Origin of the sequence: Desulfovibrio inopinatus DSM 10711 (assembly GCF_000429305.1) — a bacterium.
Lineage (GTDB): Bacteria > Desulfobacterota > Desulfovibrionia > Desulfovibrionales > Desulfovibrionaceae > Alteridesulfovibrio > Alteridesulfovibrio inopinatus.
Genome location: NZ_AUBP01000012.1, coordinates 180867 through 200190, shown reverse-complemented (window position 1 = coordinate 200190; position 19324 = coordinate 180867). Strand labels below are relative to the sequence as shown.

The window sequence follows — 19324 nt, the reverse complement described above, 5'->3', positions numbered from 1 at the left end:
TTTTACCGATCGCCAAGCGCTCCAAAACGTCCATAGGAAACTCCTTATTGGATAAGGTTTCGTCTGTGGAGAGCTGGGGGGAGGGGAAGAGGGAAGAAACCGCTTTCCTCAAAAGGGGTTTTTTCCCTCTTCCCCTCCCCCCAGCTCTCCACAGACGAAACCTTATCCAATAAGGAGTTTCCTATGGACGTTTTGGAGCGCTTGGCGATCGGTAAAAATTTGACGGAAGAAGAAGCCTTGGAATCGTTTCGCGCCATGTATCGCGGGGATATGCCGGCATCATGTGTCGGAGCCTTTTTGATGGGGCTGAAAACCAAGGGCGAAACCAGTATGGAACTCGCCTGCGGTGTGCGGGCAGCGCTTGAAGAAGCTCGGCTGGTCCAAGGTTTGAGCGGAAAGCGTATCGATACTTGCGGTACCGGCGGCGACAACAAATGCAGCTTCAACTGCTCCACAGCCGTGGCCCTGACATTGGCTGCCATGGGGTACGATGTCGTCAAGCATGGCAACCGGGCCGTCTCCAGTTCCTGCGGGAGTGCCGATATTGTTGAAGCGTTAGGATTACCCCTTGTGGTGGAACCCGATGCGGTACCCGCTGAATTGGCGAAAAACCACTTTGTTTTTCTGTTTGCTCCCAATTTTCACCCCGTCTTCAAGCGCATTATGCCCATTCGAAAAGAACTTGGTGCACGCACATTGTTTAACTTGATGGGCCCCTTGCTCAACCCGGCCCGCCCCACGCACCAACTCCTGGGCGTTCCGACAGCTCGGTTTGTCCCGCTCTTGGCTGAAGCTCTGAATTTAACCGGCTTGCAAAAAGGCGCGGTTGTGCATGGCCATGGTGGGTTTGATGAAATCAGCCCGTTTGGTCCGGCCGATGTCATGTGGGTGAAAGACGGTTGGATGCGGAAAGATCTGATCGACCCCAAAGATTACGGCTTCGGTGCTCACAAACAATCCGATGTCGTGGTGTCCGGTCGAGATGAAGCGCTTGGTGTTATTACCGAACTGCTGTCGGGCAAGGGGCCTGAGGCTATGCGTGACATGATTGTTCTGAACTTGGGCGTGTGCTTGCACTTGCTTGAAGACGACCTGCCGCTTCGTGATGCCTTTGAAAAAGGGATGGAAGCAGTAAAAGCCGGCGTTGCCGCCAAGGTCTTTCCCAATGTCATCAATGCTTGAGAAATTTGCAGAAGCCAAAGCCGAGGAAATCGCATCACTAAAGGTCCTGGCCGCAAGTGGCGCCTTTCCTGAGCCGTTAATCGTTCAACGTCCTCAATTTAAAGCGGGGCTTCTCCAACCAGGGCCACAGGTTATTGCCGAATACAAGCGGGCATCTCCGTCAAAAGGAGACATTAACCTCGCGGCGTCTCCGGCAGAAACGGCCGAGGCCTATGCTAAAGCCGGTGCGGCGGCCTTGTCGGTGTTGACCGAAGAAGTCTACTTCAAAGGGAAGTTGGAGTTTTTGGCACAAATGACCGGTCCCGGCCTACCGCTGTTACGCAAAGACTTTATTTTGCACCCGCTGCAGGTTCGAGCCACGCTGGCCACCCCGGCATCAGCCATTCTTTTGATTGTTCGCATGGTTACGGATGCAGAACTGCGCAATTTATATGAAGTCTGTACGGAGAACGGATTGGAAGCCGTTGTGGAAGTTTTTGACCAAGTCGATCTCGATCGTGCACAAATGATTTCTCCAGAGATTATTCAAGTCAACAATCGCGATCTCGACACTCTACAGACCGATCTTGCCGTATCTGAACGACTTATTGCCGGTAAACAGGATGGTCAAGCATTCATCTGCGCCAGTGGCATTTCTCGACCGGATGAAGTGACTCGATTGCATGAACTGGGTTTCGATGCGTTTCTTGTGGGAACGTCGCTGATGTCGGGAGCTGATCCGGGCCAGGCACTTGCAACGCTTACAGGACGGAATACATGAGCGTGGTAACGATTAAAGTTTGCGGTATGACCCGGCCCGAAGATGCCGCAGCATGCGTTGCGCTTGGTGTCAATATGCTTGGGTTTATTTTTGCCAGTAAAAGTCCTCGCAACATCACTCCCGAGCATGCTGCTTCCATTGAGACACCGGGCGTGTTGCGGGTCGGAGTTTTCGTTGAACAAACGGTTGATGACGTGTTGGCGATCATAGACGAGGCCAAACTTGATATTGCCCAACTTCACGGTGGACAAGATCAGGCATTCTGCCAGGCAATCGGACCGGAGCGCGTTATGCGTGTCTTTTGGCCCATGCGCTATGATTCAACCGCAGCTTTCGAAGCGGAGTTGGCCGCTTATGCTGATTCTGCTCATCGTTTCCTGTGTGATGCCGGTTCAAGTGGAGGCGGGCATGGGGTCAGCCTTGATTTTTCTCGATTGACCAACCTCCAATCTCCGCGTCCCTGGCTTATCGCCGGCGGGCTCGGACCGAATAACGTCCTTGATGCGTTGACAACCACGGCAGCCGGCGTGGACATCAATTCGGGTGTGGAAGAGGCACCCGGTAAGAAAGATCATGATAAACTCCGCCAGACCATTGAGCGGATTCGGAGTCGATATGAGTAAAGGGTATTTTGGCGAATTCGGTGGGCTTTATGTTCCCGAATTGCTTATTCCCCCGTTAGAGGAAGTGGAAGTCGCCATGCGCGACATTGTCCCCAGTGAAGCATTTCAGAAAGAGTTTAAAGAGATTCTCACCGACTATGTGGGACGTCCGTCTCCTCTCTATCGGTGTCCCAACTTGTCGGCCGATCTCGGTTTCAATCTTTACCTGAAGCGCGAAGACCTGAACCATACCGGTGCGCACAAGATCAATAATACGATCGGCCAAGCGCTTTTGACCAAACATTTGGGCAAGCCCTGTATCATGGCTGAGACCGGTGCCGGTCAGCACGGTGTGGCCACGGCAACGGCGGCGGCTATGCTTGGTTTGTCCTGCATTGTGTTTATGGGCGCAACCGACGTGAAACGTCAGGCCCATAATGTGCGACGTATGGAACTTCTGGGAGCCGAAGTGGTTGCGGTGGAATCGGGAACCAAGACGCTGAAAGACGCGATCAACGCGGCCTTGCGCTATTGGATCGCCGAACAACGCACCACGCACTATTGCTTTGGTACCGCTGCCGGTCCGCATCCCTTTCCGTTGCTGGTACGGGAATTTCAATCCATCATCAGTCGGGAAGCCAAAGCGCAATTTATGGACAAATGCGGCAAACTTCCCGATCTAGTTGTTGCGTGTGTGGGTGGTGGGTCCAATGCGATTGGTGCCTTCCATGAATTTGTCCCCCATCCCGAAGTCGAGCTTATCGGGGTGGAAGCTGGCGGAACGGGTGAACCCGGTTGCTATAACTCCGCAACCTTGAACCAGGGAACGCTCGGCGTTTTTCATGGCGCGAAGACGCTGTTGCTGCAGACCGAAGAAGGTCAGATTATGCCGTCGCATTCTGTTGCTCCCGGTCTGGATTATCCCGGCGTGGGACCGGAGCATGCGCAACTCTTAAAATCCGGTCGTGCTCGATATGAAACCATTATCGATGAAGTGGCTTTGAAAGCCTTTCATACTTTGTGTCGGCGCGAAGGCATCATCCCGGCGTTGGAAAGCTCTCACGCCCTGGCCTGGGTGCTTGAAAATGCCAGCACGATCACGCCGGGCAGTAACGTCATGGTCTGCCTCTCCGGTCGCGGTGATAAAGACCTCGGTATTATTGAAGAATATATGAATGCAAAGAAGTAAGGGGGATGCCTCCGGCGGCTCTGCACTCACTTTTCGAGAAGGATTCTCGAAAAGTGAGTGCAGAGAATCTTCAAAAACTTTCGCTGGTTATTGAGCAATGCTTGCTTTATCGGTGCGTCATTCGCATTCTGATCACAAAGCGATCCTCATAAAAAGACCCGATAAAAGTTTTTGAGAGAGAGGATGGGGTCTGGGGAAGGGGAGAGAACTTTTTTCAAAAAGTTCTCTCCCCTTCCCCAGCCGCCGGAGGCCGCCTTGTACTGTAATATCAATTTGATAAGGACCATGCCATGAGTACGTCGCTTTTGACGAAAAAGATAGAAGAGGCCAAGAGCCAGGGCCGAAAGGCGTTGATACCGTTTTTGCCGGGCGGATTTCCCGATCGGGATCGCTTCTGGCAGGAACTGGAAGCCCTGGATGCAGCTGGTGCCGATATTATTGAGATCGGGGTACCGTTTTCTGATCCGGTGGCCGATGGACCGGTGGTAGAAAATGCATCGTTGGATTGCTTGCGTGACGGAGTCTGCCTGTCCTGGATTCTGTTTGAATTGGAAAAGCGCAAAGAGAAACTTTCGGCAGGCATCGTGCTGATGGGGTATTATAACCCGTTTTTGCAATATGGCCTGAAAAATTTTGCACGGGACGCCGCAAAAGCTGGAGTGTCCGGTGTAATTGTTCCGGATTTACCACTTGATGAAGCCAGAGAGTTCAAAGATGCTCTGGCGGCACATGGGCTTGATCTGGTGTTTCTTGTTGGGCTCAATACGTCGGGTGAACGCCTGGATAAATACGCGGCCGTTGCGTCGGGATTTATTTACTTTGTTTCAGTGCTCGGCACGACTGGCGTACGAGAAACGCTTCCGGAAGAAATCGCGGCGAAACTCGCTGATGCTCGGAAACATTTCAATGTTCCCATGGCGCTTGGGTTTGGCATTAAAACACCAGAACAATTAACGGCATTCGGAGACAGTATCGATGCGGTTGTGTTCGGAAGCGCACTGATTAAATATATTCGAGATGGTGGCGATGCGACTGGCTTTATGGCGGGCTGGCGGTAAATTTTCGCCAATGTAATTGTGTGACAGGGAGGCCAATGGCCTCCCTTTTTTTGGGATGTAAAACTATGTGGTTCCTGTTCGCATTATGCACAGCTTTGGGCCAAGCACTAAAAGACGTGCTGATGAAACATACGGTCAAATCCGTTGATGTCCTTGTGGTGACATGGAGCTACTATGCCGTTGCTTCTCTTTTTACTGGCATTGTTGTTCTGTTCCACGGCATTCCATCAATTGGGCCAGGATATATGCCGTCACTCGCCATCACCTCGGTGGTGTTGAGTATTGCCGCCATTTTGTACACCACGGCGCTGAAGTCGTCGGATTTGTCATTGAGTGCGCCTATGCTCACCACGACACCACTTTTTTTGCTCGTGACATCGCCACTTATCGTTGGAGAATTTCCAGATGTGACAGGACTTTTCGGTGTGGTGTTCATCGTGGTGGGATCTTATGTTCTGAATCTTGGTGAACGGAAGCGGGGACTGCTTGCTCCACTAACAGCCATTGTCCGAGAGCGTGGCCCACGATATATGCTTATCGTCGCGCTCCTGTGGAGTATTTCCGCCAATATTGATAAAATTGGCATACGCGACAGTGATCCTTTGTTCTGGTTGTTTTCTGTTTTCTCAGGCGTCTGTTTGATTTTGACACCATTGGTTCTTCTTCGAAGCCGTGACAAATTGCACGTGTTGCTTCATCGTCCCTTGCCGTTTCTCGCCATGGGCATGTTGGAGTCGACATCGATCATGGCCCAGATGTATGCTCTCACATTGGCCATTGTGCCGTATGTTATTGCCGTAAAACGTATGAATGCAATTTTCGGTGTGCTTTTTGGCGCGTTGTTTTTTAAAGAACAGGGGTTGCGGCATCGCCTTCCCGGCGCTGGACTTATGGTTGCCGGCGTCGCCCTCATTGCACTTTCCGGATAGAGACTTATAAAGAAAAGCAGGTTGCACAACGACGAGTTTGACAGGAGAAGGCCATGCACGAAGAAAGCCTAGGGCGTACGATAGAGGATTACCTCACCGGCGAATCGATTGAAGAAACGTCGTATGAAGAGTTTCGGCAGGCGTTGGCGCGGTTGCTTGTGGAAGAAAAAGGCTATCCGAAGGCAGCTCTTGTTGCAAAAACAGGAGTGTGTTTTCCCGTTGAAAATCAAGATTACACACGTATGGTTGACCTTGCGGCCTATGACCCGTCGGGCGACCCTCTGATGATCATTATTTTCTGTTCGGGGTCCGTCGGATCATATATTCGTGAAACGCTTGCCTCGGCCCGACTTTTCGCACCGAAGCCTGCGCCGCTGGCATTGGTGACGGATACGAAAGAAGCCGTCTTGCTCGAAACCGCGTCGAGTCATACCTTGGCCGAAGGAGGAACTCGCGTCATTCCTAGCTATGAAGAGGCGATGACACTCGCCCGTAATGCCCCGGTTGAACCGCTCAATGAAGAGGCCGCGAATCGTGAAGGGCGCATTCTCTATACATACAGTGAATTTTTATCCGGTGGCTGCTGTGGTGCGGCATGCCGACCGCAAGCGCAATAACTCGATGCATGAATGAGGCGGCGTGATGTCGCCTTCTCTTCGACAGCTTCAAGTCCCACCTGTGTGTAGGTGGGACTTTTTTTGTTTTCTTGACGCAATTCGTCTCCAGAGGCATAGGAGTAGAATGCTGAAACATGCTCGGCATACTGTCGTTTTCTGTAGAGAGAAACAGACTGTATGTACTTCCAGCAATTTTACATATCGTGGAGACAGCAGACATGAACAAGGCTATCGCAGAGGATGACCGATGTAATGATGTGCGGCTTGGAACGCATCCCGAAGAAATAAAACAGGCTGTTTTAGATAATCTGTACTATAATCTTGCTCAACACCCGGTGATTGCTCAACCGCGTGATTGGTTTATGGCTGTCGCCTATACGGTGCGTGACCACATGCTTGGCAAGTGGATGAAGACACTTGACCGTATCGTGGATGGGGAAAACCGTCGGATTGTTGCATATCTTTCCGCGGAGTTTCTCATTGGTCCACAGCTAGGAGCCAACTTGCTCGATCTTGATCTTCTTGAACCGATGCGACATGCGCTGGCACTGTTGGGACAAGATCTTGACGAAATCATCATGCAGGAAAACGAACCCGGATTGGGAAATGGTGGACTTGGGCGTTTAGCAGCCTGTTTCATGGATTCCATGGCCACGTTGGATGTACTCGCCGTGGGATACGGCATCTACTACGAGTTCGGCATGTTTCGTCAGCAAATTCAGGATGGTCGCCAAGTCGAAATGGCCGATAAATGGCTGGCTCAAGGAAACCCCTGGGGGATGCATCGTCATGATATTCACTATGACGTTGCGTTCGAAGGGACAACCGAAGCGTATACGACTGACGATGGCGCCGTACGGGTACGCTGGAATCCTGGAGGAAAAATTCGGGGAGTGGCAATGGATATTCCGGTTGTCGGCTACCGGAGTGAAACCTGCGATATTCTGCGATTGTGGCGGTCCGAAGCGGTGGAAGGCCTTGATTTCGAGGCTTTTAATCAGGGTGATTATTTCGGTGCTGTACAAGATAAAGTTATTTCGGAAACGCTTTCGAAAATTCTGTATCCCAATGATGAACCGGAAATCGGGAAGCGTTTACGCTTGGCTCAGCAGTATTTTTTCGTGTCCTGTTCGTTGCAAGATATGATTCGCATGCAAAAAGCATTGGAGAAACCACTCGAAGCTTTCCATGAACAGTTCACGATCCAACTCAACGACACACATCCCTCTATTGCCGTGGCTGAACTCATGCGGTTGTTCGTCGATGAGTATGACATGGATTGGGACACGGCCTGGAACACGACCACGAAGACATTTTGCTACACGAACCATACACTCTTACCCGAAGCCTTAGAACGGTGGGCAATCCCTTTATTTGCTCAGATGCTTCCTCGACATTTGGAAATCATATACGAGATCAATCGCCGTTTTCTCGAGGTCGTGGCCGACATGGCGCCAGGTGATGAAGAACTTGTGAAACGATTGTCTCTCATTGACGAAACCGGACCACGGTATATTCGGATGGCGCATCTTGCGTTTGTGGGGAGTCGAGCGGTGAACGGCGTGGCTGCACTCCATTCAGAGTTGGTGAAAACCGATGTACTCCGAGACTTTTATGCACTGTGGCCGAAAAAGTTCTATAACGTGACCAATGGCGTGACTCCGCGACGATGGGTAGGGCAATCTAATCCTGGGTTATCGGACTTGTTTGCAGATACCCTTGGTACGGATTGCTTGAAATGTCTTGAAAGTTCCTTACCCAAGCTGGAAACACTGGTTGAAAAAGAACAATTCCGAATGGCCTGGCATGCGGTGAAGCAGGAAAACAAAATTTTGCTTGCCGATGCCGTGAAGCAGCGCACGGGAGCAGACATCAACCCAGACAGCATGTTGCAGGTTCTTGTCAAACGTATCCATGAATACAAACGTCAGCACTTGAGCGCTTTGCATGCCATTACGCTGTATAATGCGATCAAGCGTGATCCGGGTCGGGATTGGACGCCTCGCACGATTCTCTATGGCGGGAAGGCCGCGCCCGGATATTACATGGCCAAGCTCATTATTCAGCTCATCAATGCCGTAGCCGACGTGGTCGACAACGACCCCGATGTGGATGGGCGGCTGAAGCTCGTATTTGTTCCGAATTTCAATGTGAAAAACGGGCAGATGATCTACCCGGCGGCCGATGTCTCCTTACAGATTTCCATGGCCGGCAAGGAAGCATCGGGAACAGGGAATATGAAATTTACCCTGAACGGCGCACTGACTCTGGGAACACTCGACGGGGCCAACGTCGAAATCCGGGAACGCGTCGGCGCAGAGAACTTTTTCCTGTTTGGTCACACGACGAATGAAGTCAAAGACATCAAACGGCACGGGTACAATCCGCGTGCGATTGCCGAGTCCGATCCAGTTATTATGGAAGCTCTGGACCAGATCGCTGGCGGCGTCTTCTCCAAGGGAGATAAAGATGTCTTCCGTCCGCTCGTTGATAACCTGCTCTACCAGGATGATTATCTTGTCTTGGCAGATTTTGATTCCTTTGCCAAAGCGCAAAACGACGTCGTCAATGCCTGGGCTGATCAGGACCACTGGACGCGCATGTCCATTCTCAATGTCGCCCGTGCCGGCTTCTTCTCGTCGGATCGTTCGATTCGGGATTATTGTCGGGATATTTGGAATATTACGGTTTAGAGCGTTTTGCAGTGAAGCGGAAGAATGCCTCCGGCGGATCAAGAAACTTTTTGGAAAAAGTTTCTTGATAATCTTCAAAAACTTTAGATGGTTACAGTGTGGATTGAAATGAACGATATATCTGCCGGAATCTCAAATTGTTTTACATAAACGGGAAACGTTCTCATAACATGTCCCCTCCGGTGTTTCCGGAGGGGACATGTTATTCCCAAAAAACGTTGATGATATTCAGCGATCAACGCCCGTGAGCCACCGTGCCAGAAAGGGATCGACAACGCGGTAGGCACCAGACGCATCTTTTTCAATGAGATCTTGTTCCAACAGCTTGTGTTGTGCGTCGACAATGGTTGAGGCGGCCATTTCCGAACGACCGATAAAACGCGCACTCGTGAGCTTGCCTTCCTTCTGTTGGGCCAAAGTCTTGAGAAGGCGAAGCTGTTGCAGAGGCAGGCCTTGGATGATGCCGGCAAAACCGTACTGTTCTTTGGCCAAGACGGCCTCTTCTGCGCGCTCCAGGTCTTTCAGCGTGGCCTCTGTGTCTGCCATGTAGAAGAGCTCTTGCGCGACATATTGCATATAGTAGGCATGACCTCTGGAATGCATCGCAATACGTCGTGCGATGTCTTCGGGAATGGTTTTGCCGGCTTGGGTGAACTGTTCCTGAAGAAACACGACGACATCGTCTTCCGGGAGTGGTGCCAATTCTTCGTTACGAGCGAGTTTGAAAAACGGTCGTTTTTTATCGTTGAACATGGCCAGTAAGACGCTTCGCCGACTGCCCAGAAAAAAGAAACTCGCCGGAACGCCTTGAATGTTTGACCGGAGAATACCTTCCAATTCAGCCGTCTCACGCAGTCTTGTCAGCTCCTGAAATTCATCCATGATAAAGCAACACCGCACATCATGATTGGTCACAAAAGCTGCCAGCTCTTTCACTGTTTGACGAAACAGGGTGATGTCATCCAGGTTGGTATCCGGAGCCACCGTCAACTTGTAGCCGGTTTCACTGATTTTCACGATCGGTTTGAACGTGGTCAATACGCGTAGATACCGCGTCCCTTTTTCCAACAGCGATTCTTTGCGGTGAAGTGCCGAAAACAATCCTTGCATGATTTCTTCAGCAACGCCTCGCACCGTGGTGACGGTCGAAAAGTCCGCGTACGCACACACAAACCCTTTCTTCATGAGTCGGTCTTGCACCCGAAGAAGCAACGATGTTTTGCCAAAACGACGGGGCGAAAACAGGACGACCTTGAGATTATCCTCAGCATAGCGCTCGAAGGTCGTCAGCTCGTCTTGGCGATCACAGAACGCGGCCTGTGTCGAAAGTCGTTCAATGGTGAAGGGATTAGACACGGCATTCCTCCAGATATATTGAATCGATATTTCCGGATCATTTTATTCAATACTATTGAAACGGCAAGTCCGAATTTTTTGTGTGATTGTTTGATGGAACGTTGGCAAGAGCCTGTGAATACGAAGACAATTGTTGCGGATGAGGGAATACGGTCGGAACCAAAAGGGTCGAGATTCAGAAAAAAAGACGCCCTCATACAAGGGCGTCTTGAGATTGACAATATGTTGGTATTGCTTGGCGTTACTTCCGCTTCAACGCCGCCAATCGATCGGATATGGCGGTCGGCTTTGCCGGTTCGCCGGCGGCTTCTTTCATGGCTTCGGCGAGAGCGTCGTTGCCGACGGTTTCCTGCTTGGTGGGTGCCAAGAGTTTGGCTTTTGTGCGGGCGGCGTCGGCCTGGGCATTAGCTTTATCGGCTTCGCGGCGCATGGCGTCCAGGGCGCTGCCCAGGTCGTCGGACTGTTTGCGCAGACCGGCGAGTTCGGCGGCGCGTTCCGATTGTTCCTTGGCCTGACCTTCGCGGATTTTGGCACGTTCCATATCGCGTTTGGCGGCGTCCAGGGTCTTTCGAGCGGTCTTGAGCTTGTCGGCTGCAATTTTTGCAACGTCTTCAAGTTCCTGCATGAAAGCTTTGGCCTCTTCGGCTTCCTGGATTTCGCGTTCGATATCGGGCTGCATCTCTTCCAGCGTGGCCACGACCTGTTCCATGGCGGTTTCAATCTGGCTGTTGCCCGGATCGGCGGTCAGCTTTTCCTGGAGAATTTCCGCTGCTTTGAGGCGCTGATTGTAGAGCGCTTCAATTTCATCGGCCTCTTTCTTTTCTTTTTGGTAGCTTTGCCGAGCTTCGGCAACTTTTTGCGTCAGGCTGTTGAGTCGTTCTTCCATGGATTCGATTTCAGCGGCCGAAGCGGCTTCAGGATCCCACGATGCCAATGACTGGACAATGGATTTGCCCGCATCCTGGGCCTTTTGTTTGCCGAAATTCTTGACGAACTGAAAAAAACTCACACTTTCCTCCTTGTTCTCAAACAGGTGCTGGAAAAAATGGCGTAAATTGCCTCCGGCAGCGCTGCAGAATGACTGCAGAAAATCATCAATCACTTCTCACGGGTGCTCCAGCTGCCGGCATGAACGTAAAGGAATAATCACGATTTGCCAGAAATCAATAGATGGTTTTGACAGAAATTGGATTGAGATTGAGGCCGAGCATGATGTGAATGGCGGTCTCGTCGTTATCGGATTCCACGGAGACCAATGCGAATTCGGCCAGCTCAGGGTCTTTGGAAATGAGACGACTGTACAGCATGCAAGCGTGCTCCACGACATCGGGATCAGCGGCGACGGGATCGGAAGCGATAGTCTCCGTAAAGATGACCGGCGTGAACCGCTCCTGGTTGCGGTCGCCCCACATACGTGCGTACTCCATGCCGTCAATAGCGAAACCACGCCATCCGAGGAGGCCGGATTCTTCATTGAGCCAGAAGTCCCAATCCTCTGAGCTGCCCGGATAGATTGTGTCATGACTGACAAAAATGCGGCATTCGCTAATGGCATCCGGCCGTGTGCTTTTTGCATCGGGAACAATTTGTAGCATGGCATGGTTATCGTCGTCATCTTCCAGATAAAAACGATAGACCGTATTTCCTGCCCAGGAAACGGTGCCCATCGCTGAAATAACCATTTCCGGCGCATAGGGCTCTATCACGAGGTTGTCTCCCCCGAGAATCAAGGGCGTCTGGTCGAGTTGTACCTTGCCGCCGAGGTGTAAACCCAGCGGTGCGTCCGCGTCCACTCTCGTCGGGTTGCCTGTGGGGATGCCAAATAATCCATCCTTCAAGGCTGCTGCTTTTTTCCCGGCAATTTTTTTGAAAAGTCGAAACGAAGACATGGTTACTCCAGTTGTTGTCATGTGTATATTGCATCAGAAAAGAGAATACGTTTTCCCCAAATTCTCTCTCACGCGATCCCTTCGTGTATCACCGTTTTACCAAGCATTTCGTTAAAGAGGTTTGCGGAAGAGGGGTGAGAGGAAGGGGGTTCCGGGGGAGGGAGAGCGGGGAGAAACCGCTTTCCTCAAAAGGGGTTTCTCCCCGCTCTCCCTCCCTCGGATCGCCGCAGGCGAAATCTTCTTCGTTACCTATTGAATTCCGGCACGCCGCAGCATTTCGGGTTGCGCCTGCGTGAGCTGAAAGGTCAGGGCATCAAGGGCTTGCATGCCGCTTTCTTTTACCCATTCGGTGCGAACAACGAAAATGGCTTCCACGGCCAGTGTTTCGACGGCGCCACTGAACAGCCAGCCGCGTTGAAGGTAGGGATAGATATTGCCCGGAATGGTGACGAACGTATAAATGCTATTCCCGTTTTCATCGGTTTCGTCATTGAAATCCCAGTCATCCACGGCCACGAGCCGCAGCGGCGCGTCATTTTTAGCCATAGCTTCAGCTTTGTCGAGCAGGGGACTGCGCAGACCAGAAACGAACATCATGATGGCGTTGTCGTTGTTTGCAACTTTTTCCAGAGCGGTGTCGTAATCCATGTATTCCACGGGAATGGCAGCATAGGAGGCATCCTCGCGGCACAGGCCTTCCCAGGTCATCGCCGTTCCCGATCCCTTGGGACCGATGTAGAGCACATGTTTTTTCGGATTGATATCCTTGACCGACGAAACGCCGGCATTGCGATTGGCGATCATTTGGATGGCTTCAGGATACAGCGCGGCCTGTTCGGAAACGAGTTTCGAATCGGGATAGAGTTTCTTATACATGATGAAGGCATCGGACTGCACAAGACCGGCATCGGCTTTACCTGTGTGGAGGAGCTTGAGATTGTCGAATGAACCGGAGGTATTGAGAAGCTGAATGTCAATGCCGACTTCTCCTTGTTGGAGAAGCGTGCCGAAGTAATAATAATTGCCCGATTTGGAACCGGTCGCAACGCGTAATACGGGAGCTTGATCGGCTTTGGCGGCGAGGGCATCGGCCGACAAGGCCACATCGGCTGGCGTGTCCGACGGGAGATAGGACGGATCGGCCGGGCCGGATATTTGTCCGGTCTCTTTGTCGAGTTCATTGAGCTTGGCCTTGAGTTCGGCGTTGTCTGCGGCAAGTTTATCAGCCTCGGCACGCCATTCCTGGTAGCCGGGATCATTGGCGTGATTGTGGGCAAATTGGGCCGCATGACGATTACTGCCGATATTGTCGAGTATCATCCATAAAAACATGGCATCCCACATGCCGAACGAGGGGCGGGAGGCGTACACCCAAGGGCTCGCACTCCAGCCGCGGGAGTTGTAATAGGCGTTACGCTGAGAATAGTGGGTGTCATAGCTAAAATTGTTTGGTTTTTTCGTGTTTTTGAAAATTGGCTCGTTCGCGTACTGCTCCGCATAGGACTTGGAGCTGGACGGAGACGATGATTGTTTGAATTTCGACTGCTCGGCCTTGTAGGCATTATATGATGATGTCGACTGCCTTTTGGCAGAGGTGGACGAGACGGATTTATCAAACGAAGACGACGAGCCTGGCGCCGACGAACTGCCGGATTTGGAATAGGTCGATTTGCTCGAAGAAGACGATGACGAGCTGCTTGAAGACGGCGCGGAAGAGGTCGAACCGGAGCTGGGCTTGCTGTATGTGGACTTGGACGACGATGTTGATTTCTTTGACGACGATGAACGCGACTTCGAGGACGACGACCCGAAAATACCTCCGCCGCTTCGGCTTCCGAAAATTGAGGAAGACGATGAACCTCGGCTATACGACGATGAACTCCGATACGATCGGGAAGAACTACTGCGACGCCTGGCGAACGCATCATGGTCAAGCGTTAGGCTGAGTCCGATAAGGACAAGTATCGGCAATATAAAGAGCAAACGGCGATTTTGCATGGAATCTCCTTGGCCGGTTGGATGCTGTGTCAATCGAAAACGCCGGCTGAAACAATGGACAACCGGACGATGAGAATACTCTAAAAGAGGGGATTCGTACAGAATGGTAATGTGCGAGAAGAAGTCAAGTGAGGGCCGGCCGAAGCCGGCCCCGCTGGAGGTGGGCTGAATGCAGGGAAAGCGTTATTTAAAGCCTTTGCAGTTAGCGTAATACGTCACCGTGGCGGCCCAGTCAGAGAAGATACCGATGACGCCGACATCTTGAGCAAGAACATCGATGGTGTTCATGATATCACCGGGATTGTTGGTAATATCGTTGACAGTCTGGTAATACCAACCACCGCCGTCACGCAGAGGGCCGGAGCGTTCCAGGCTCCAGGTGATGATGTCGAGACCGGCCGCTTTCGCCTGTTTGGCGTATTCCGACGCGGCGAGTTTACCGTCTTTGACCGTCATGAGCATCCACAAAGGCGGGGCGATGATGTTGACGTCTTTGGCGGCGAGTTCTTTCATGGACGGTTTCCACGTGGCGGGGTCTTCGATATTGAAGCCGTCGAGCGTTTCATCGCGATCGTCGAGGAACACCGCTTGTTTGCCGAATTCGGGATCGGCTTTGATCCAATAGAGAATATCATTGAGATTAAACGATTGTGCAAAAACGTTTTCCGGCGCAACACCGGCTTCTGTATACTCATCGATCATCTTCTGCGCGTAGGCTTCCTGTGTGAAATTGCCGTCATAGGGCATGTCCACGCTGGCACTCTTGAGTTCCGGCGTCATCTTCACGCCAAGTTCCTTAAACAGGGCGATGCTTTCCTTGTGCGTCATGACCGTGCCGGGGGAATAGAGGTCGGTGCGCCAGCTCGGGGTGGCATCCATGTATTCTTCCACTGTGGTGGCTTTGGGATTGCTCGCATCCATCTTGGCTTTCAGCGTCTTGAATTCGGCCAGGGTGATGTCGCTCGTGCAGCATTTGGCTGAAGCCGGCTTTATGACTTCGCCGGTTTTGGGATCGATTTCAGCCGGGGTAAACTGCTGGGTGCATTTCGCGGCCAGTTCCGGAATGGCGAGGATATTCGTGGTCGTGTGGAGATCGCATTGGGAATGGCGGCAAACGAGTTCCTTGTCTTTCGTGAAGGTAACATCGCATTCAATGATGCCGGCACCCATGCGGGCAGCGGCAATGTACGATTCGCGAGAATGTTCGGGAAACATCATGCAGGCACCACGGTGCCCGATGGAAAAGTTGGAGGTGGAGGGTTTTGTATTCACACATTTTTCAAGTTCGCTTTTCAGCGGGCTCGCATCCATGTCGTTGACAAGATAATAAGGCCGGGGGCCCAGCTGGACATTTTCTGCGGCACAGGATTGCCCAGGGCAGAGAAAAAATACCGTACACAAACCGAGCAAGGCGGATACGCGAGAGAAGTTCATACTGTTTTCCTTGTAAAGGTTATCTCCGTACTCATGTTCCGTGCATGTCAAATCAGCATCCTGTACAGTATTGATATGGCAAGTTGGTCAACGGTACGTGTCAATATGAAGTTCTTTGCAACGATGTATTGTCAATGCGATTCGTTTTGGAGCCAGGTTCGAGGAGGAAAAGCACCTCTGGAGAAAAACGCGCCATTCTTGCTTGGATACCGAGAATTGGATACGGAACCTGAAACTAATTGAACGTATTTTAACCATTGAGAGTTTTTCATGGAGCAGTCTATACATATCCTTCCATCCAAGCTTGCTCCGGCAGTGGCTCCGGATTTGGTACCTCGCGAAAATATCCAAGCCTTCGTGAAAGCTGTTATCGAATCACCGATTTGTCTCTATGTCGCAGGAGCCGGATATGGGAAAACATCATTGGCCGCTCAGGTTGTCGAACAGGCCGGTATGCAAACGCTCTGGTATGGGCTCGACGAGTTCGACAGAGATTTCAATACGTTCTTGAGCTACTTGATTGCCGGGGCACGACAGTATGTGCCCGACTTTGGAGCAGAGATTCTTCCTCGACTTGCAGCACCTCTTGTTCTGGATTCTGTGCGACAATCGGTGCTGTGTGCGTTTGCGAGTGAAATCGGAGAGCACATTCAGGCCCCACTCTTGATTGTTCTGGATGATTGCCACCGTCTTGGGGAAAATCCCGATATTTCTTCCTGCGTTGAATTTCTCATGGAGCGCCTTCCAACCACGGTGCATTGGCTCCTCTTGAGTCGAACACAACCTGCGTTTCGACTGTCGTTGTTTCAAAGTCGCCGTCAGGTGCGTGCATTCGGGGAAGCGGAACTTGGATTGTGCCAGATGGAGAGTGACCGACTCTGCCGGCATCTTGTTGGAGAAAGCATCGATTCGATAACATTAGTTGAAAATTATCGTCGAAGCCGTGGGTGGGCGGCCGGGATCGTTTTGTTGTGCTTGGCATCGCCTGAGTCACGAGATGTGACCACGCATGAGACCGTCACAAACTACTTTGAAGAGAATGTGTTATCAGGCTTGCCTGATGAACTCTCTGACTTTATGTGCAAGACGGCGTTGTTGGACTGGATGGAACCGTCGATTTGCAATGCTGCGCTCCAGCGCAGTGATACGTCTGCCGTTTTGGAACAGCTTTGCCGAAATCATGTGTTTACCTTTCGTTTACCTGGCGAGAACAGTTACTGTTATCATCATTTGTTGCGCGATGGTCTGCGCCGTCAAGCCAAATTGCGCTATAATCGGCAAGAGTTGACGGATCTCCTCTGTTCCTTTGGTCGGATATTGGAAGAAAAAGGTCACGGGCAACAGGCGTTACGCTTGTATATGAGCGAAAATTTACACGATGAAATCTGTCATGTGTTGGAGCCGTTGGTGCGAGTGGAAGATTGGGCTTCATATTCATTTGCATTGCTCAGTGAAGCGCTTGATACACTGCCTGATGAAATCGTGAAGCGGCACCCCCGTGTTTTTCTTTTCAAAGCTCGCCTCGCCTCCATTCGTGGGAACATGGATCAAGCCGTTGCTCAGTTTCAAAACGCATTGCATCTTTTCCGGGCGGCCAACGACACGCTTGGAGAAGAATCCTGCTTGAGGGAAATCGGCGTCCATGAATATTTTCGAGGCAATATCGTGAGTGCCTATGAGAATATGTATGCACTGTGGGAGACATCACAATCTGATCCCTGTGTTCGAAGTGATATTGCCGGTTACTGCATTTTCTTTGCATCGATATTGGGAAAATTCGAGGCTGCCGATACACTGCTTCATGAGGCCATGGGTTTAACAGCCCAAAGCGGAAATCCCATGAGGAACTTCAGTCGTCTGTGGATTCGGTTTTGCCATATCATGCGGCAACAGGCTGCAGGGCATTTTGTTGAGGCCGATATTGCAACGACCCGAAGCCTGGAGGCCTTCGAGGCCATGGGAGCAGAATTGATTTTGCCCCTTGTGCATGCGCACAGTGCATTGATTGCACGGTATCGACGGGATTTCCATCGTGGAAAGGCTTTGGCTGAAAAAGGGTTGGAAATGGTCAAACACCTTGGTGTCTTTGATCATCAATACGGATGGTTAAGTTACTCTAAGGCTCGCAATGCAATAGAGCTGGGTGATCTTGACGATGCCCGTCAGTCCGCGGAGGTGGTGTATGATATATTTACAGCTCTGGGGCATCCTTGGGGAAAATCTGTCTACCATGAATTGATGGGCGTCCTGTGTACAGCCGATGATGATTGGCATGGAGCACACGCTTCGTTTGCGCGAGGTCTTGCGTGTATTGAAGGGAAAGGCCTTGTAGCGTGGCAAGGAGAACTTGCGCTTCAACTGGCCCGTACTTTGGTGGAGTTGGAACGGTATGACGAGGCGCTGCACATGATGACAACAAACGGTGCAGGCATTGATCTCTCGACCTTTCTTCGTTTTCAACGTGCCGTGATTACGGCGCGCATTGATGCATTATCCGGGCGATCCGCTTCGGCCGATGTCCATTTTGCCGAGGCTATTCGACTCGGTTCACAGTATGATTATGGGGCATGGTTGGTTGAAGATATTCCCCATTTAGTCCCTGTTTTGGTTCGCTATGTTGCGTCAGAAGAAAAAAGCGCATTTATTGATTCGGTGATGAAACGTCTCGATCATGAGACTGTTATGCAGTTGCGTCATGTTGCCCGCACAGGAAAAGGCGTGGAACGAACCACAGCCGCTGCCATGGTGACATCAAGTCCGTCTCCGGTGCCTGTTCCATTACATGTTACGTTGCTGGGGCGTTTTACGGTGACGCTCGGTGAGACCCCTCTTGTTGATGAAGTGTGGCGGAACTTCAAAGCCTTAACGATCTTCAAGTATTTGGCGCTCAAAAGCGAAAGCGGATTTATTGATAAAGATATTTTACTTGAGCTGGCATGGCCGGATGAAGATCCGCAGGTGACAGGAAAACGGTTTCATGTCGCAATGACCTTTTTACGCAAGTTGCTGGAACCCAGCCTTCAGCGAGGGCAACCGTCCTCGTATCTGTTGCGACGCGATAATAGTTATCGTCTGGAGACGGGGCAGGATGGTTCGATTGATGTGAAGCAGTTTTATTGTGCGGTTCGAGATGCCCGGTCGCTGGACCGTCATTCTTCGGACGAGGCGGCTCCCGTCTGGAACAAGGCGAAGTCCTTGTACCACGGTCCGCTCTTTGGGGAAGACCCGGAAGAAGACTGGTTTCGAGGAGAGCGACTGAACCTGCACAACGAATATGTGGAATGTATGTCTCGGCTTGTTGCCTCAGCGTGGGGAAATCAGGATTGGCAAGGCTGTATCGAGCACGCTGAAGCCTGTCTTTGTGTGGATGGGCATGTCGAGCCCATTTATCGATACTTGATGCAAGCGCATGCCGAACGTGCAGATATGGCCGCTGTCCACGATATCTTCGAACGGTGTCGCTGTTGTCTTCAAGACGAACTTGGGATTTTACCGAGTACAGAAACCAAAGCGCTGTATCAACGTCTTGTGTCCGACCTCGTGGAAAGCTGAGTTCCGCAATGTGATACGTTCAATTTTGCTTATTTTTAAAATTTCGCTTTGATTAATTCCCACCC

Annotated in this window: 15 protein-coding genes; 10 read left to right on the top strand and 5 right to left on the bottom strand. The window is 51.4% G+C overall.

The features are described 5' to 3' along the window. Positions 1 to 183: 183 nt before the first annotated feature. The 8 genes from trpD (at position 184) to G451_RS0111505 (ending at position 9030) form a co-directional block, all read left to right on the top strand. Entirely contained in the window at positions 184 to 1182 is a 999-nt protein-coding gene (gene trpD / locus G451_RS0111545; protein WP_027184387.1) for an anthranilate phosphoribosyltransferase, read from the top strand. Beyond that, positions 1175 to 1942 (top strand): indole-3-glycerol-phosphate synthase, encoded by a 768-nt coding sequence (locus G451_RS0111540; protein WP_027184386.1) that lies wholly within the window; start codon positions 1175 to 1177, stop codon positions 1940 to 1942. Before trpD ends, G451_RS0111540 begins: the two co-directional genes overlap by 8 nt. Beyond that, positions 1939 to 2565 (top strand): phosphoribosylanthranilate isomerase, encoded by a 627-nt coding sequence (locus tag G451_RS0111535; protein ID WP_027184385.1) that lies wholly within the window; start codon positions 1939 to 1941, stop codon positions 2563 to 2565. Before G451_RS0111540 ends, G451_RS0111535 begins: the two co-directional genes overlap by 4 nt. Then, positions 2558 to 3733: a tryptophan synthase subunit beta gene (gene trpB, locus G451_RS0111530; protein ID WP_027184384.1), complete on the top strand. Its 1176-nt coding sequence runs from the start codon at positions 2558 to 2560 to the stop codon at positions 3731 to 3733. Before G451_RS0111535 ends, trpB begins: the two co-directional genes overlap by 8 nt. Positions 3734 to 4023: 290 nt before the next feature. After that, entirely contained in the window at positions 4024 to 4791 is a 768-nt protein-coding gene (gene trpA / locus G451_RS0111520) for a tryptophan synthase subunit alpha (RefSeq protein ID WP_027184383.1), read from the top strand. Positions 4792 to 4856: 65 nt separating this feature from the next. Further along, complete coding sequence (locus tag G451_RS0111515) at positions 4857 to 5720, top strand: EamA family transporter (protein ID WP_034641970.1); 864 nt, start codon at positions 4857 to 4859, stop codon at positions 5718 to 5720. A 53-nt stretch (positions 5721 to 5773) separates the two neighbouring features. Further along, positions 5774 to 6337 (top strand): type I restriction enzyme HsdR N-terminal domain-containing protein, encoded by a 564-nt coding sequence (locus G451_RS0111510; protein ID WP_027184381.1) that lies wholly within the window; start codon positions 5774 to 5776, stop codon positions 6335 to 6337. 218 nt (positions 6338 to 6555) lie between these two features. Beyond that, positions 6556 to 9030: a glycogen/starch/alpha-glucan phosphorylase gene (locus G451_RS0111505; RefSeq protein ID WP_027184380.1), complete on the top strand. Its 2475-nt coding sequence runs from the start codon at positions 6556 to 6558 to the stop codon at positions 9028 to 9030. Positions 9031 to 9258: 228 nt separating this feature from the next. Here G451_RS0111505 and G451_RS0111500 read toward each other — a convergent pair whose 3' ends face one another. The 4 genes from G451_RS0111500 to G451_RS34120 all read right to left on the bottom strand — a co-directional run bounded on the left by G451_RS0111500 (position 9259) and on the right by G451_RS34120 (position 13607). Beyond that, positions 9259 to 10386, bottom strand: coding sequence for an AAA family ATPase (locus tag G451_RS0111500; RefSeq protein WP_027184379.1), 1128 nt, complete (start codon positions 10384 to 10386; stop codon positions 9259 to 9261). Positions 10387 to 10627: 241 nt separating this feature from the next. Then, the gene (locus G451_RS0111495) at positions 10628 to 11395 is read right to left on the bottom strand and encodes a coiled-coil domain-containing protein (RefSeq protein ID WP_027184378.1); all 768 of its coding nucleotides are present in this window, start codon (positions 11393 to 11395) and stop codon (positions 10628 to 10630) included. Between the two features lie 154 nt (positions 11396 to 11549). Continuing rightward, positions 11550 to 12275 (bottom strand): DUF2491 family protein, encoded by a 726-nt coding sequence (locus tag G451_RS0111490; RefSeq protein WP_027184377.1) that lies wholly within the window; start codon positions 12273 to 12275, stop codon positions 11550 to 11552. Between the two features lie 249 nt (positions 12276 to 12524). Next, on the bottom strand, positions 12525 to 13607 hold the full coding sequence (locus G451_RS34120) for a TAXI family TRAP transporter solute-binding subunit (protein ID WP_169727869.1): 1083 nt from the start codon (positions 13605 to 13607) through the stop codon (positions 12525 to 12527). A 337-nt stretch (positions 13608 to 13944) separates the two neighbouring features. Here G451_RS34120 and G451_RS34115 point away from each other — a divergent pair, with 337 nt between their 5' ends. Beyond that, entirely contained in the window at positions 13945 to 14346 is a 402-nt protein-coding gene (locus G451_RS34115) for a hypothetical protein (protein ID WP_027184375.1), read from the top strand. 110 nt (positions 14347 to 14456) lie between these two features. On the opposite strand, the gene G451_RS0111475 is transcribed toward G451_RS34115, so the two are convergent. Then, positions 14457 to 15707, bottom strand: coding sequence for a glycerophosphodiester phosphodiesterase family protein (locus G451_RS0111475; RefSeq protein ID WP_027184374.1), 1251 nt, complete (start codon positions 15705 to 15707; stop codon positions 14457 to 14459). A 270-nt stretch (positions 15708 to 15977) separates the two neighbouring features. Between G451_RS0111475 and G451_RS0111470 the strand changes: the two genes are divergently transcribed. Next, positions 15978 to 19259, top strand: coding sequence for an ATP-binding protein (locus tag G451_RS0111470; protein ID WP_027184373.1), 3282 nt, complete (start codon positions 15978 to 15980; stop codon positions 19257 to 19259). The last annotated feature ends 65 nt before the right edge of the window (positions 19260 to 19324 follow it).

Excerpts from the sequence above, each read along its gene's own strand:
- trpD (WP_027184387.1), top strand. The coding sequence starts at position 184 with ATGGACGTTTTGGAGCGCTTGGCGATCGGTAAAAATTTGACGGAAGAA.
- G451_RS0111540 (WP_027184386.1), top strand. The coding sequence starts at position 1,175 with ATGCTTGAGAAATTTGCAGAAGCCAAAGCCGAGGAAATCGCATCACTA.
- G451_RS0111535 (WP_027184385.1), top strand. The coding sequence starts at position 1,939 with ATGAGCGTGGTAACGATTAAAGTTTGCGGTATGACCCGGCCCGAAGAT.
- trpB (WP_027184384.1), top strand. The coding sequence starts at position 2,558 with ATGAGTAAAGGGTATTTTGGCGAATTCGGTGGGCTTTATGTTCCCGAA.
- trpA (WP_027184383.1), top strand. The coding sequence starts at position 4,024 with ATGAGTACGTCGCTTTTGACGAAAAAGATAGAAGAGGCCAAGAGCCAG.
- G451_RS0111515 (WP_034641970.1), top strand. The coding sequence starts at position 4,857 with ATGTGGTTCCTGTTCGCATTATGCACAGCTTTGGGCCAAGCACTAAAA.
- G451_RS0111510 (WP_027184381.1), top strand. The coding sequence starts at position 5,774 with ATGCACGAAGAAAGCCTAGGGCGTACGATAGAGGATTACCTCACCGGC.
- G451_RS0111505 (WP_027184380.1), top strand. The coding sequence starts at position 6,556 with ATGAACAAGGCTATCGCAGAGGATGACCGATGTAATGATGTGCGGCTT.
- G451_RS0111490 (WP_027184377.1), bottom strand. The coding sequence starts at position 12,275 with ATGTCTTCGTTTCGACTTTTCAAAAAAATTGCCGGGAAAAAAGCAGCA.
- G451_RS34120 (WP_169727869.1), bottom strand. The coding sequence starts at position 13,607 with ATGTTTTTATGGATGATACTCGACAATATCGGCAGTAATCGTCATGCG.
- G451_RS0111475 (WP_027184374.1), bottom strand. The coding sequence starts at position 15,707 with ATGAACTTCTCTCGCGTATCCGCCTTGCTCGGTTTGTGTACGGTATTT.
- G451_RS0111470 (WP_027184373.1), top strand. The coding sequence starts at position 15,978 with ATGGAGCAGTCTATACATATCCTTCCATCCAAGCTTGCTCCGGCAGTG.